At 41.1% G+C, this 14,727-nt stretch carries 13 protein-coding genes; 1 reads left to right on the top strand and 12 read right to left on the bottom strand.

Annotated elements, in window-relative coordinates; genetic code table 11:
• Positions 1-115 precede the first annotated feature (115 nt).
• Positions 116-514, top strand: a complete 399-nt coding sequence (locus tag VGE44_RS04030; protein WP_331076468.1) for a GxxExxY protein — start codon at positions 116-118, stop codon at positions 512-514.
• A 356-nt stretch (positions 515-870) separates the two neighbouring features.
• Here VGE44_RS04030 and leuB read toward each other — a convergent pair whose 3' ends face one another.
• From leuB to atpC, 12 genes are all read right to left on the bottom strand, one after another.
• Complete coding sequence (gene leuB, locus VGE44_RS04035) at positions 871-1,929, bottom strand: 3-isopropylmalate dehydrogenase (RefSeq protein ID WP_331076469.1); 1,059 nt, start codon at positions 1,927-1,929, stop codon at positions 871-873.
• A 117-nt stretch (positions 1,930-2,046) separates the two neighbouring features.
• Positions 2,047-3,564, bottom strand: a complete 1,518-nt coding sequence (locus VGE44_RS04040) for an alpha-isopropylmalate synthase regulatory domain-containing protein (RefSeq protein WP_331076470.1) — start codon at positions 3,562-3,564, stop codon at positions 2,047-2,049.
• 15 nt (positions 3,565-3,579) lie between these two features.
• Positions 3,580-4,176 (bottom strand): 3-isopropylmalate dehydratase small subunit, encoded by a 597-nt coding sequence (gene leuD, locus VGE44_RS04045; RefSeq protein ID WP_324488055.1) that lies wholly within the window; start codon positions 4,174-4,176, stop codon positions 3,580-3,582.
• 29 nt (positions 4,177-4,205) lie between these two features.
• A complete protein-coding gene (gene leuC / locus VGE44_RS04050) occupies positions 4,206-5,603 on the bottom strand; it encodes a 3-isopropylmalate dehydratase large subunit (protein WP_331076471.1) in 1,398 nt (465 codons plus the stop codon).
• 114 nt (positions 5,604-5,717) lie between these two features.
• Positions 5,718-7,226 carry a 2-isopropylmalate synthase gene (locus tag VGE44_RS04055; protein WP_331076472.1) on the bottom strand — a complete coding sequence of 503 codons (1,509 nt, stop codon included), beginning with the start codon at positions 7,224-7,226 and terminating at the stop codon, positions 5,718-5,720.
• Positions 7,227-7,301: 75 nt separating this feature from the next.
• The gene (locus VGE44_RS04060; RefSeq protein WP_331076473.1) at positions 7,302-8,309 is read right to left on the bottom strand and encodes an aconitase family protein; all 1,008 of its coding nucleotides are present in this window, start codon (positions 8,307-8,309) and stop codon (positions 7,302-7,304) included.
• Positions 8,310-8,421: 112 nt separating this feature from the next.
• Positions 8,422-9,477: a ketol-acid reductoisomerase gene (gene ilvC / locus VGE44_RS04065; RefSeq protein WP_331076474.1), complete on the bottom strand. Its 1,056-nt coding sequence runs from the start codon at positions 9,475-9,477 to the stop codon at positions 8,422-8,424.
• A gap of 75 nt (positions 9,478-9,552) precedes the next feature.
• Positions 9,553-10,173 (bottom strand): acetolactate synthase small subunit, encoded by a 621-nt coding sequence (ilvN, locus tag VGE44_RS04070; RefSeq protein ID WP_331076475.1) that lies wholly within the window; start codon positions 10,171-10,173, stop codon positions 9,553-9,555.
• A gap of 38 nt (positions 10,174-10,211) precedes the next feature.
• Positions 10,212-11,948 (bottom strand): biosynthetic-type acetolactate synthase large subunit, encoded by a 1,737-nt coding sequence (gene ilvB, locus VGE44_RS04075; RefSeq protein WP_331076476.1) that lies wholly within the window; start codon positions 11,946-11,948, stop codon positions 10,212-10,214.
• 60 nt (positions 11,949-12,008) lie between these two features.
• A complete protein-coding gene (gene ilvD, locus VGE44_RS04080; RefSeq protein ID WP_331076477.1) occupies positions 12,009-13,688 on the bottom strand; it encodes a dihydroxy-acid dehydratase in 1,680 nt (559 codons plus the stop codon).
• A 110-nt stretch (positions 13,689-13,798) separates the two neighbouring features.
• The gene (locus VGE44_RS04085; RefSeq protein WP_331076478.1) at positions 13,799-13,936 is read right to left on the bottom strand and encodes a hypothetical protein; all 138 of its coding nucleotides are present in this window, start codon (positions 13,934-13,936) and stop codon (positions 13,799-13,801) included.
• A gap of 308 nt (positions 13,937-14,244) precedes the next feature.
• A complete protein-coding gene (gene atpC / locus VGE44_RS04090; RefSeq protein WP_331076479.1) occupies positions 14,245-14,493 on the bottom strand; it encodes an ATP synthase F1 subunit epsilon in 249 nt (82 codons plus the stop codon).
• Between the last annotated feature and the right edge of the window lie 234 nt (positions 14,494-14,727).

The raw sequence follows: 14,727 nt of genomic DNA on the forward strand, positions 1-14,727 counted from the left end.
GATTTTAGGATTACAGGGTTGAAGGAGTAATAGGATTATAGGATTGGAGGATTTTTTTGTTACTATAATTTTAGTGGAGTGGGGTTGTGTAAGTTTCTTTATTAAATCAATTTAGATGAAATATGAAGAGCTTACTCATGAAATTATTGCCTGCTCGATGAAAGTCCATGGGGTTCTTGGGAATGGTTTTCAGGAGGTCATTTATCAGAGGGTATTAGCGATTGAATTAGAAAGATCAGGTCTGCGTTATAAACAAGAAATGGTCATGGACATCTATTATGAAGGAATAAAGCTTGGGACAAGGAGGGTTGATTTTTTTGTAGAAGAGCTTATTATGCTGGAATTGAAAGCCCTGGTAAGAATGGAAGATGTGCACCTGGCGCAGGCGATGAATTATTGCCAGGCCTATAATTTGCCTATTGGATTATTGATAAATTTTGGTGCAAAAAGCCTTGAATTTAAGCGGGTTTATAATCTTAATCATGCGGAGAATAAAAACTATAAAAAGAATTAATAGGATTAAAGGATGATAGGATTAAGAAGGGAGCTAGGATTAATAGGATTGGAGGATGGTAGGATTAAGAAAGGGGCTAGGATTAATAGGATTGGAGGATGATAGGATTAAGAAAGGGGCTAGGATTAATAGGATGGGAGGATGATAGGATTAAGAAAGGAGCTAGGATTAATAGGATTGGAGGATGATAGGATTAAGAAAGGGGCTGGGATTAATAGGATTGGAGGATGATAGGATTAAAAAAGTAATAGGATTAAAGGATGGTAGGATTACGAAAGGAGCTAGGATTAAAGTAAATGGTACTTAATCTCCAATCCTTTAATCCTAAAATCCTATAATCCTAATCCATCCTAATCCTATATCTTATTGGCCAACCAATCTCCAACCTCTGAAGTTTTATACGCTTTATTTTTACCCGCAATATCCTCAGTTACTATTCCTTCTTCGAGTGATTTATTGACCACCGCCCTAATCAGTTCTGCCTCTTTCTTCAATCCGAATGCATCTTCAAACATCATAGCCGCTGAAAGAACAGTTGCCAGTGGATTGGCAATATCTTTTCCTGCTGCCTGAGGATACGAACCGTGTATAGGCTCAAATAAGGACGTGTGCAGGCCTATCGATGCAGATGGCATCAATCCCATTGATCCTGAAATAACTGATGCCTCATCCGTTAGAATATCCCCAAAAAGGTTTTCAGTGATCATTACATCATATGAACTTGGCCATTGAACAAGACGCATTGCCACAGCATCTACAAATTCATAACTCACAGTAACTTCCGGATAATCTTTTTCCATATCCTGAACAGTCTCGCGCCATAGACGTGAACTTTCAAGTACGTTTGCTTTATCTACGCAGCATAATTTCTTAGAGCGCTTCATGGCCATTTCAAAGCCTAGCTTTGCCAGTCGGATGATTTCATCACGGGTATAGGTACAGGTATCAAAGGCAGTATTGCCATTGTCTTTTCTGCCGCGCTCACCAAAGTAAATTCCACCTGTTAACTCACGCAGAATGATCAGATCTGTTCCTTCGATACGTTCTCTCTTCAGGGGCGAGTTATCAATTAATGAAGGAAAGGTAAAAGTTGGGCGAACGTTTGCGAACAGACCCAGTTTTTTACGCATCTTAAGCAAGCCCTGCTCCGGACGAACAGGAGCTTTTGGGTCATTGTCATATTTCGGATCACCGATCGCACCAAAGAGGACAGCATCAGCAGCCATACATACCTCATGGGTTGAATCAGGGTAAGGTTCGCCCACTGCATCAATAGCACAGGCACCTGTTAATGCAGATGTCCAGTTGATTTCATGATCGAACTTTTTTGCAATGGCATTACAAACTTTTACAGCCTGGTCAATTACTTCAGGTCCTATTCCATCTCCGGCTAAAAGGGCGATATTTAATTTCATTTTTTTAAAGTTATAAGTAGTAAGTTATAAGTATTAAGTTTTGATAACGTTGAAATTTTACTATTAGGATAATTGTACATGTTAATACCAATCTACTAACAACCAACAACCAACCAACTAAATTATATTAAGCATTTTCTGAGTCGCTTTGATCGCGCATACAGTCTGGTCTGAATCAAGGCCGCGGGTAATGAATTTCTTAGTTGGTGTTTCCCAGGTAATAATCGTTTCACATAAGGCATCCGAATTACTTCCCGGTGCAATTCTTACCGCATAGTCTATTAATTTAGGAAGACATGCCTTCTTTTTTTCATAGACCTTACCCAGGGCTTTCATAAAGGCATCAAATTGTCCATCACCCTGAGAATTCTCTTCAAACAGCTCCCCGTCAATACGTACAGAAATTGTTGCCGATGGTCTTAGTCCTTTTGAATGGGTTAATACATAGGAATCAACAATAACCTTATCGGTAGTTGAAGGACTGTTCAGGACATCAGAAATGATGTAGGGAAGGTCTTCCTTTGTTACCGTTTCTTTCATATCACCCAGTTCGATAACACGCTGTGTTACTTTTTTCAGATCCTGATCACTCAGTTTCAGCCCTAATTCCTGAAGATTCTTTTCAATATTGGCTTTGCCCGAGGTTTTTCCTAAGGCATAGGTGCGTTTTCTTCCAAAACGTTCCGGTAGCAGGTCATTAAAATAAAGGTTGTTCTTACTGTCTCCGTCGGCATGAATACCGGCAGTTTGCGTGAACACGTTTTCACCAACAATAGGCTTGTTTGAGGGGATTCTGATTCCTGAAAAAGTTTCTACCAGTTTACTTACTGTGTAAATTGCTTCTTCATTAATATTGATCTCAACTTCCGGCATAAAATCATTGATTGCAGCAACCGCACTCGCCATGGAGGCATTACCTGCCCTTTCACCCATACCATTTACAGTCAAATGCAAGCCGTCGGCCCCAGCTTTGATGGCCTCGAGAATATTGGCATTGGCGAGGTCATAATCGTTGTGCGCATGGAAGTCGAAATGGATTTTCGGATACCTGGCTTTGATCTGCGAAATATATTCGAAGGTTTCAGAAGGTGTCAGAACGCCAAGCGTATCGGGTAGCAGAACTCTTTTTATTGGCTGGCCTGAAAGAAAGTCAAGATACTGAAAAACATATTCCGGAGAATTGCGCATGCCATTACTCCAGTCTTCAAGGTAAACATTACTTGAAATACCATGTTTTGCGGCCAATTTAAAGATATCAGCAATTTCAGCAAAGTGCTGTTCAGGAGTCTTTTTCAGCTGATGTTTCAGGTGATTTAAAGATCCTTTGGTTAACAGGTTCTGCACTTTTACACCTGCTTTTGCCATCCATTCAATGGAAACTCCCTGGTCTACAAATGAAAGTACCTCAATCCTGTCAGTATGGCCATGGGTATTTGCCCAATCCATAATGGCTTTTACTGAAGCAAACTCGCCTTCCGACACCCTGGCTGATGCCACCTCAACCCGGTCAACCCTGAGTTCTTCCAGCAGAAGCTGAGTGATGGTAAGTTTTTCCGAAATAGAAAACGACACCCCTGAGGTTTGTTCACCATCACGGAGTGTTGTATCCATTATTTCTATTTTCTTCTTTCCCATTTGTATGGTTTTTTGTTATATCGGCAGGTTGGATGCAAATTCTTGTATTTCCGGCTTGATATTTACCAGATAATCAATGTCATCAAAGCCATTGAGCATATTACTTTTCTTGTATGAGCTGATGTCAAATGATTCTTTTTCGCCGGTAGACAGAATGCTGATCGTCTGCTCCGGCAAGTTTACTTCAAGTTCTGTTTTCGGATCTGCTTCAATTGCCTGGAAGATCTTGTCAGCAAATTCAGGACTAACCTGTACCGGTAAAACTCCGATGTTCAGGCAGTTGCCTTTAAAAATATCTGCAAAGAAGCTGGAGACCACACATCTGAAACCATAATCATAGATTGCCCATGCAGCATGCTCTCTGGATGAACCAGAACCAAAGTTCTTTCCTCCAACCAGAATCTTGCCGCTGTAAAGCGGGTTATTTAATACAAACTCTGCTTTCGGACTATTGTCTGAATTATATCTCCAGTCGCGGAAAAGGTTATCCCCGAATCCTACACGTTCTGTTGCTTTTAAGAAGCGGGCAGGAATGATCTGATCAGTATCCACATTCTCAATTGACAATGGAACTGCAGAACTCCTTAATATGTTGAATTTATCGTAAGCCATTTTTATATTCTTATGCGAAATTTCGCTAGTTATTGGATTAATGTTCTAGGATCAGTTACTACTCCGGTTACTGCAGCAGCAGCTGCTACCAGCGGACTTGCCAGCATAGTTCTTGAACCCGGTCCCTGACGTCCTTCAAAGTTCCTGTTCGAAGTACTTACAGCATATTTTCCTGCAGGTATTTTATCATCATTCATAGCCAGACATGCAGAACATCCAGGCTGACGCAAAGTAAATCCTGCTTCAGTGAAAATATCCAATAATCCTTCTTCCTGAATTTGTTTTTCAACAATATGTGATCCGGGAACAAGCCATGCGGTAACATTGTCTGCTTTTTTTCTTCCTTTTACAATGGAAGCAAAAGCTCTGAAATCTTCAATTCTACCGTTCGTACAGCTGCCAATGAATACATAATCAACCGGTTTTCCCATCATTGCCTCGCCTTCATGGAAACCCATGTAGTTTAATGATTTGGCAAATGTGGCAGCCCCGCCTTCAACTTCATCTGCTTTAGGAATTGCATTCGAAATGCCCATCCCCATTCCAGGGTTAGTACCGTAGGTGATCATCGGTTCAATGGCAGATCCATCAAATGTATATTCCTTATCAAAAATTGCATCAGCATCTGTTTTAAGGCTTTTGTAATAAGCCAGTGCTCTGTCCCATGCTTCGCCCTTCGGACTGAATTCGCGGCCTTTCACGTAGTTGATAGTAGTTTCATCAGGTGCGATCATGCCACCTCTGGCACCCATTTCGATGCTCAGGTTACACACCGTCATACGGCCTTCCATGCTCATATTTTCGAATACCTCACCTGCATATTCTACAAAATATCCTGTAGCACCCGAAGTAGTCAATTGTGAAATGATAAATAATGCAACGTCTTTTGGTGTTACCCCTTTACCCAATTTGCCATTGATATTGATTCTCATCTTCATTGGCTTTGGCTGCATGATACACTGAGTAGTAAGAACCATCTCAACTTCAGAAGTACCAATACCAAAAGCGATTGCACCAAAGGCACCATGAGTTGAAGTATGCGAATCACCGCAAACTATGGTAGCACCTGGTTGTGTGATCCCATACTCAGGACCTACCACATGAACGATACCATTTTTCTGATGACCTAAACCCCAGTAACTTATGCCATGCTCTTTTGAATTAGATTCAAGTGCTTTCAACTGATTGGCTGAAAGAGGATCTGCAACCGGTAAATGCTGATTGATAGTTGGGGTATTGTGATCTGCAGTAGCAAATGTACGCTCTGGATACAATACCTTAAGTCCTCTGTTTTTAAGACCAAGAAAGGCCACCGGACTTGTAACTTCATGAACCATATGACGGTCAATAAATAACACATCAGGCCCACCATCAATCTTACGAACCACGTGAGAATCCCACACTTTGTCAAACAATGTATTGCTCATATTTTTTTTTATTTAGTACTCAGTACTTAATATATAGTACCCAGTATTTAGTATTTAGATATTAACCGATTTATCACTTATTACTTACAACTTATAACCTACTACTTACAACTCCTAAACAAACTTATTCAGTGCATCCAGATAAGCATTTGCAGAAGCACGTACTATATCTGTACTGAAACCATAACCTTTGTAGGATTTACCTTCATTTATTACAAGCATATCCACTTTACTCACATCATCACTGCCGCTGTGAATCGCATGGATATTAAACTCTTTGATGTTAAAGCTTCTGCCGATGATTTTTTCAATTGCTTTGATCGTGGCATCTACCGGCCCGTTTCCTGCTGATAAAGCTTCATGTACAGCACCCTTGTAAAATAATTTAATAGTTGCCTCCGGACTTGCCTGATCACCACAGCTCACCTGCAAGCTCTTGATAGAAAGACCGTCTTTATAATTTGACTCAGCTTTATCGCCCATAAGCAGGAGAATATCATCATCCCTGATCTCTTTTTTACCATCAGCCATGGTCAGGAATTTATCATAAACCTGATCAAGATCTATGCGTTCAATAGTATATCCCAAACGTTCAAGATGATGGTTCAGGGCATGTCTTCCGCTGCGTGCAGTAAGAATTATTTCAGACTGGTCAATACCCACATCTTCAGGATTGATGATTTCATAAGTTTCACGGTGTTTTAATACACCGTCCTGATGAATACCTGAGCTATGTGCAAATGCATTCTTCCCAACAATGGCTTTGTTTGGCTGAACAGGCATGCGCATCATGCGGCTCACCATACCACTTAATTCGTATAGGTGCCGGCTATTTACCTGATGAGTGAAATTAAGGCTTTTATGAGTTTTTAAAATCATTACAATTTCTTCCAATGCCGTGTTTCCGGCACGCTCGCCGATTCCATTGATCGTACACTCTACCTGCCGCGCTCCATTCTGAATACCTGCAATACTATTTGCGGTAGCTAACCCCAGATCATTGTGACAGTGAACTGAGATAATAGCCTGGTCAATGTTTTTTACATTCTCTTTCAGGAAACGGATCTTTTCACCATATTGTTCAGGCAGGCAATAGCCGTTTGTGTCGGGGATATTTACTACTGTGGCTCCTGCTGCAATAACCGCTTCGACCATTTGCGCCAGAAATACATTATCAGCTCTTCCTGCATCTTCTGCATAGAATTCTATATCTTCAACAAAGCTTTTGGCATACTTCACAGCCTCAATGGCACGCTCAAGAATTGCTTCTCTGGTACTATTGAATTTATATTTAATGTGGTTATCCGATGAACCGATGCCTGTATGAATCCTTGGTCGCTTAGCAAACTTCAGGGCTTCAGCAGCCGAATCAATATCCCCCTTATTTGCACGTGTTAATGCACAAATTACCGGCTCACGAACAGCTTTCGAGAGTTCAACCACACTTTGAAAATCACCGGGACTTGAAATCGGAAAACCGGCTTCAATGATATCTACGCCTAGTTTTTCGAGGGCTTTGCCTATTTCGATCTTTTCAACGGTAGATAACTGACATCCGGGTACCTGTTCTCCATCTCGTAAGGTGGTGTCAAAAATATAGATTCGGTTTGGGTCGTGTAACATATTTTTTTTTCTTTAACAGAGCATTTTGCTCCATTTTTTGCCTGAATTCAGAGGCTCTGATCTTAAATATGGGGATTATACCCCATCGTAAACTTTATATATCGTTGTGCTTTCGAAATTTTCAATACTATCCAGATGGCTTAACAGATAATCAGTATCGTTATAACCTGCAATTATTGCTGCTCCATCATGGGTGATCATTTCTGATCTTTCATTTGCCGGTTTAGACTGGATTAGCCTCGAAAGACCAATACCATAATTCCCCGGGCCAATATCTTCTGCATCGAACTCAAGTACTTCGTCAAAAACTGAAGCCTCATCAGAATACAGACTTTGCCAGAATGAAAGAGTTTCTTCTTCACTTTCCGGCATAATTCCATTGCTGCGCAGGTATTCAAAAGTGGTTTCATCAGGACCAATCAGTCCGCCAAGAGCCCCAATCTCCCTGCTCATATTACAGATAGCCATCCGCCCCTCCATATCCAGATGAAGGATGGTATCTCCTGAATATTCAATAAAATAACCATTTGCCTCTGTTGCAGATATTTCTGAAAGCAGAAAATGATTAATATCCTTTGCCCCAAGCCCTTTAGCCAATCTCCCGTTCACTTCTACCTTCATTCTCTTAGGCTTGTTTATCAGCAAACATTGAGTTGCCAATACCTGTTCTACCAATAATTCATTGACATTGATAGATAATACCCCAAAAGCACCCAGATCATCCGTATGATGCTGATCGAAAACCAGGCACTGTCCCGGAGATGCGATCAAAATATCGGTCTGATCAACAAGATTCTGTTCAAACTTTTCCAATCCGAAATCAAGACAATTCCTGTTGAAGAGGTCAAGCTGAAATCGTGACAGGTCTGATACCGGCAGATGCTGGCTATAAGCCGGATCCTTCAGAACCAGGGTTTGAGCAGGTCTGAAAACCGGTATATTTCGTTTCCGTAAACCCTCAAAAGCTCTTGCACTCGTTATCTTATTGATGAGATGAACATCAATATATAAGGTATCCGGAAATCCCGCATTTCTGCTGACTACATGTTTATTCCAGATCTTATCAAACAGTGTATGTGCCATTTAGTTGTAGGTTATAAGTTGTAAGTTTTAAGTTTCTGCACAAGGGCTTTTTACTTATAACTTACAACTTTTACTTATAACTTAATACTTATAACTTAATACTTATAACTTATTACTTCTCAGGTTGATTCTCAGGGCGTAAACTTCTTACTGCCTGACCTGCCTGCCAGATCTCACTGTCATGAAGTGTTTTAAGCTCTGCTTCAAGTTTTACACGGTAATCAGGCTGGCTGTTCAATTTAATTGTACGCTCAGCTTCTTTACCTGATGCTACGCTATCATATAATTCATCAAATACCGGCTGGGTGGCGTCACGGAAACGTCCTTTCCAGTCTAAAGCACCGCGTTGTGCTGTAGTTGAGCAGTTTGCATACATCCAGTCCATACCGTTTTCGGCTACCAATGGCATCAGACTCTGAGTAAGTTCTTCGACAGTTTCGTTGAATGCTTCAGAAGGAGAGTGACCGTTTCTGCGAAGCGTATTGTACTGTGCTTCGAATATACCTGCGATTGCACCCATCAAAGTTCCACGCTCACCGGTTAAGTCAGAGTAAACTTCTTTACGGAAATCAGTTTCGAACAGGTATCCTGATCCAACACCAATTCCTAATGCAATTGCACGTGTTCTGCCTTTTCCTGTAGCATCCTGGTGGATAGCGAATGATGAATTCAAACCTTTACCAGCTAAAAACAGACGGCGTAATGATGTACCTGATCCTTTAGGAGCAACCAGGATCACGTCTACATCAGCAGGAGGGACAATACCTGTTTGCTCTTTGTAAGTGATACCAAATCCATGAGAAAAATAAAGTGCTTTTCCTGGAGTAAGGTATTTTTTGATTGTTGGCCAAAGTGCAATCTGTCCGGCATCTGATAACAGATATTGAATGATTGTGCCTTTTTCGGCAGCTTCTTCAATTTCGAACAAAGTTTCGCCAGGAACCCATCCGTCAGCAATAGCTTTATCCCAGGTTTTTGAATCTTTACGCTGTCCGATAATTACTCTGATGCCATTGTCGCGCAGGTTTAATGCTTGTCCCGGACCCTGAACACCATAACCGATAATTGCTACAGTTTCATCCTTCAGAACTTCACGAGCCTTGTCTAAGGGGAATTCTTCGCGGGTTACTACCTCTTCTGTAACTCCACCGAAATTGATCTTTGCCATATTGTTTTGTTTTTACTTTTTACTTTTTGTTTTTTATTTAAATGATTTTGATTAATAATTGTCTTTTTATTGAGCTTACATGGTGAATATCCGCTGACCTTTATTCAGGTACTCATTTTCAACTACATCGTCGCCAGGTTCTGCTTTTTCAAATTCACGGAGTTTGCGGTTAAAGCCATCACTGTTCTTGATAATGGCTACGCGTGCACTGCGAACAAACTCAATCAGTCCGAACGGTTGAAGTATCCTGATCAGGGCATCGGTTTCTTCGCGGTGGCCAGTAGTTTCAAACACTGTATAGTCCTTACGGATTACCACTGCTCTGGCGCCATTTTCACGAAGTAAACGCTCCACACTTGCTTTTTCTGCAATAATATCTGTAGGTACTTTGTAAAGAGCCATTTCCTGCCAGATAATATCTTCATTAGTATTGAAGTATACTTTCAGAACTTCAACCTGTTTCTCTATTTGCCTTGAAAGCTTTCTCACCACATCCTCGGTTTCATGAACCACAATATTAAAGCGATGAATACTCTCAATCTCAGAAGGGGAGGTATTCAGACTATGTATATTTATTTTGCGACGGGTAAAGATGATCGCAATCCGGTTAAGGAGCCCGATCTGGTTCTCAGTATAAACAGTAATTGTGAATTCCTGTTTACCTTCCGTTTTTTCTGTATTGTTTTGATTGCTCATAATTTCTCTTTTTTTCAGATCAGTTTGAATGCTGATAATTATTTCAATCTGATCTCACTCACACTACATCCCTGTGGTACCATCGGGAAGACATTATTCTCCTTGGTAACCATCACTTCAAGCAGGAAAGAACCTTTGTGTTCAAGCATTTCTTTTAATGAAGAGGAAATCTCCCCACGCTCTGAAATACTCTTTCCCTTAATTCTGTAGGCAGCAGCAAGTGCAACAAAATCAGGACTTTCTATGTCAACGAAAGAATAACGGTGCTGATTAAAGAGTTCCTGCCATTGCCTTACCATGCCAAGGAATCTGTTGTTCAGAATCAGGATCTTCACGTCGATATTACTTTGCATAATTGTACCCAATTCCTGAAGAGTCATCTGAAAGCCACCATCGCCGATAACAGCAACAACTGTACGCTCAGGTGCACCAAATTTTGCCCCTATGGCTGCCGGTAAGGCAAATCCCATAGTTCCAAGTCCACCGCTGGTTACATTACTTCTGGTTTTGTTCAGTTTTGCATACCTGCAGGCTACCATCTGGTGCTGGCCTACGTCGGTAACGATAATTGCTTCGCCATTAGTTAATTCATTCAAATGACTGATTACTTCACCCATAGTCAGTTCACCGGAAGCCGGATGTAGTTCATCATTAATTACCGCTTCGATTTCTTTCTGCCCGAAATCTTTGAATTTCTGCAGCCATTCAGGATAGGTCTTCTGCTGAATAAGCGCTGTTAAGGCAGGTAAGGTCTCTTTACAATCGCCCCAAACCGGAACAGTTGTCTGTACGTTTTTATCTATTTCTGAAGGGTCGATATCCAGATGGATGATCTTTGCCTGTTTGGCATACTTATCAAGGCGGCCGGTTACCCGGTCGTCAAATCTCATTCCAATGGCAATCATTACATCGCATTCATTGGTCAGAACGTTAGGTCCATAATTTCCATGCATACCCAACATTCCCACATTCAATGGGTGATCTGTTGGGATAGCCCCGGCTCCCAGAATGGTCCAGGCAGAGGGGATTCCACTCTTTTCAACGAAAGCTTTGAATTCCAATTCAGCCTCACCCAAAATTACTCCCTGCCCCCATAATACAAATGGCTTTTTTGCCTGATTGATCAGGGCTGCCGCCTGTTCTATATATTCATTGCGGATGAGTGGCTTAGGCCGGTAGCTACGAATATGATTGCATGGGGTATAACCACTATAATCAAATTTCTGTATCTGAGCATTCTTTGTGATATCAATCAAAACAGGCCCTGGTCTTCCGCTTCTCGCGATATAGAAAGCCTTGCTGAGTACTTCAGGGATTTCTGTAGCATCAGTGATCTGATAATTCCATTTTGTGACAGGAGTGGTGATATTGATCACATCTGTCTCCTGAAATGCGTCAGTACCCAGAAGATGAGCAAATACCTGTCCGGTGATACAAACCAGTGGGGTACTGTCGATCATAGCATCTGCTAATCCGGTGACCAGGTTGGTAGCACCGGGACCGCTGGTAGCAAATACCACACCTACTTTGCCAGAAGTTCTTGCAAAACCCTGGCCGGCGTGAATTCCGCCCTGCTCATGTCTTACCAGAATATGGTCTAATTTTTCCTTGTAATCGTACAATGCATCATAGATCGGCATAATTGCCCCACCCGGGTATCCGAATATTACTTCGGTTCCTTCGGCGATCAATGCTTCGAGAACGGCAACAGAACCCGAAATTTCAATCGTTTCAACTCCTGTAGGATTACTCAATGCCTGCTGCTCAATTTCCATAATAATTTATTTATGTGTTTGTATCAACGATCAGATGAATCAGTTCATCTGATCATTTCATTATTCTTCGTCAGTAACGCAGCCTTCGCTGGCGTTCTTTACCTGTTTAAAATATTTAAATAACACCCCATTCTTAACAGGAGGTGCCGGCTGCTGCCAGAGTTTTCTTCTGTGTTCCATTTCTTCGGCTGTAATCATCACATCGATGGAGTTTTTGTTCGCGTCGATCTGAATGATATCATCATCCTTCACAAGACCAATATTTCCGCCTTCAAAAGCCTCTGGGGTAATATGTCCAACTACAAAACCATGAGTTCCTCCTGAGAAACGTCCATCTGTAATAAGTGCAACTGATGCACCTAAGCCGGCTCCGAAGATCGCAGAGGTTGGTTTAAGCATTTCAGGCATGCCAGGTGCTCCTTTAGGTCCAACATTCCTGATTACAACCACATCACCTGCCTTTACTTTTCCACTGCTGATGCCATGGATCAGTTCAAATTCGCCGTCAAATACACGCGCCGGACCAGTGAATGATTCACCTTCTTTACCGCTGATTTTAGCAACAGAACCCTGTGGTGCAAGGTTGCCGTAAAGCATTTGTAAATGCCCTGTTTTCTTAATCGGATTTTCATAAGGATAGATTACATCCTGATTTTCAAAATTAAGATCAGCAGCTTCGGCTACATTTTCTGCCAGTGTTTTTCCTGTAACGGTCAGGCAATCACCATGCAGTAATCCTTTTTGTAACAGATATTTTAAAACCGATGGTAATCCGCCAATCGCATGTACGTCTTCCATCATATATTTGCCGCTTGGTTTTAGATCAGCGATAACTGAAGTTTCATCACTAACCTTCTGGAAATATTCAAGATCAAGTTTGATTCCAACCGATTTAGCCATCGCAATCAAATGCAGAACTGCATTGGTTGAACCACCCAGAACCATTACCGTTACTATGGCATTATGAAATGCCTTTTCTGTCATGATATCCCTTGGCTTGATGTCTTTTTCCAGCAATATCCTGATGTATTTACCGGCATCAAGGCATTCCTGTTTTTTCTCTTCACTCAATGCGAGATAGGTAGAGCTGTAAGGTAAACTCATTCCCATGGCTTCGATTGCTGATGCCATCGTATTTGCAGTATACATACCACCGCATGCACCTGCACCCGGACAAGCCCGTTCTATAACTCCCTGAAAATCTTCTTCTGCAAGGTTACCGGCCATTTTCTGACCTAATGCTTCAAAGGCCGAAACAATATTCAGTGATTGTCCTTTATAATTCCCCGAATGGATACTTCCACCATAAACCATGATTGCCGGTCTGTTCAAGCGGCCCATCGCCATGATAGCTCCCGGCATATTCTTATCACAACCGGGTAATGCAATAAGCCCGTCATAATAGTGTCCGCCGCAGACAGTTTCGATAGAGTCGGCGATCAAATCTCTGGAAACCAGAGAGTAACGCATTCCTTCTGTACCATTTGTTATACCATCACTGATACCAATGGTATGAAACATCAAACCCACAAGATCATTATTCCAGACGCCTTTCTTGACTACTGCGGCAAGTTCGTTCAGGTGCATATTGCAGGTATTGCCATCATAGCCCATACTTACAATGCCTACCTGTGCCTTGGCCAGATCTTCTCTTGTCAATCCGATCCCGTACAACATAGCCTGTGAGGCTGGTTGTGTTGGATCCTGGGTGATTGTTTTGCTGTATTTATTAAGTTCCATTGTTCAGATTCTTGTATCTTAATTTCTATTTTTTTGACTATATTTTATCTAAAAAAAAAAGCCTTTCTGTTAAGGAAGGCGCTGGTCTTTTTATTTGATTTTAAAAGATTTTACACCTTAAGAGCAGGGACGAGCAGAATATAATTCAGAATATAAACGAGGGAAAGGATACCCGGAATAGTCAGTTTATTAAAATTAAGATTCAAAGCGCCATTCATTATACAAACGTTTATAATTTCCTGTTTCATTTAAATCTCAATTTAAGGTCTTCGGATTTAAGTATCAATAGGCAATGCATTTTTTTTAAATTAGAATAAAATATTATTAATATTGATATATCGATATTAAATTCTGTATTATTTATAAATAGCTTTAATAAATTTTGTGTAAATATACCAAAACGGTTTTGGGTTTTCGGTTCATGAAAATTTTATTAAGATCAAACTGTCTGATTTCTGCCTGAAATCCGGCAAGAGCCGAAAAAAAATCAAAATTATTGGCATGAAAAAAGCCCCTCGATCTGTTGATCAGAGGGGCCTTCTTTTTGATGTTACTATCAGGAATTCTGTGTTCCTTCGGCAAGTACCATGATATTATTATCGAGTACTTCAATAACACCGCCTTTGATAAAAATAGTTTCTTCATCCTTTTCAGTACGGATGATCACTTTGCCATCTTCCAGAGTTGAAATTACCGGCGCGTGATCTTTAAGTACTTCGAAAGAACCCATGGTTCCCGGTACGGTCACAGACCTTACTTCGCCTTCAAAGACTTTTTTATCAGGGGTTAATATTTCTAGTTTCATATTTCTGCTATGGGCTATTAGCTACGGGCTATGAGCTAAGAGATAGAGCGTTTAGGTCTCATATCTCATATCTCATAGCTTATAACATCTATGCGTTTGCTTCAGCTAATAATTTTTTACCTTTTTCGATTGCATCTTCGATAGTACCTACCAGGTTGAACGCAGCTTCAGGATACTCATCCACTTCTCCGTCCATAATCATGTTGAAACCTTTGATGGTATCTTTGATGTCAA

The organism is Daejeonella sp. (assembly GCF_036405355.1).
Taxonomy (GTDB): Bacteria; Bacteroidota; Bacteroidia; order Sphingobacteriales; family Sphingobacteriaceae; genus Daejeonella.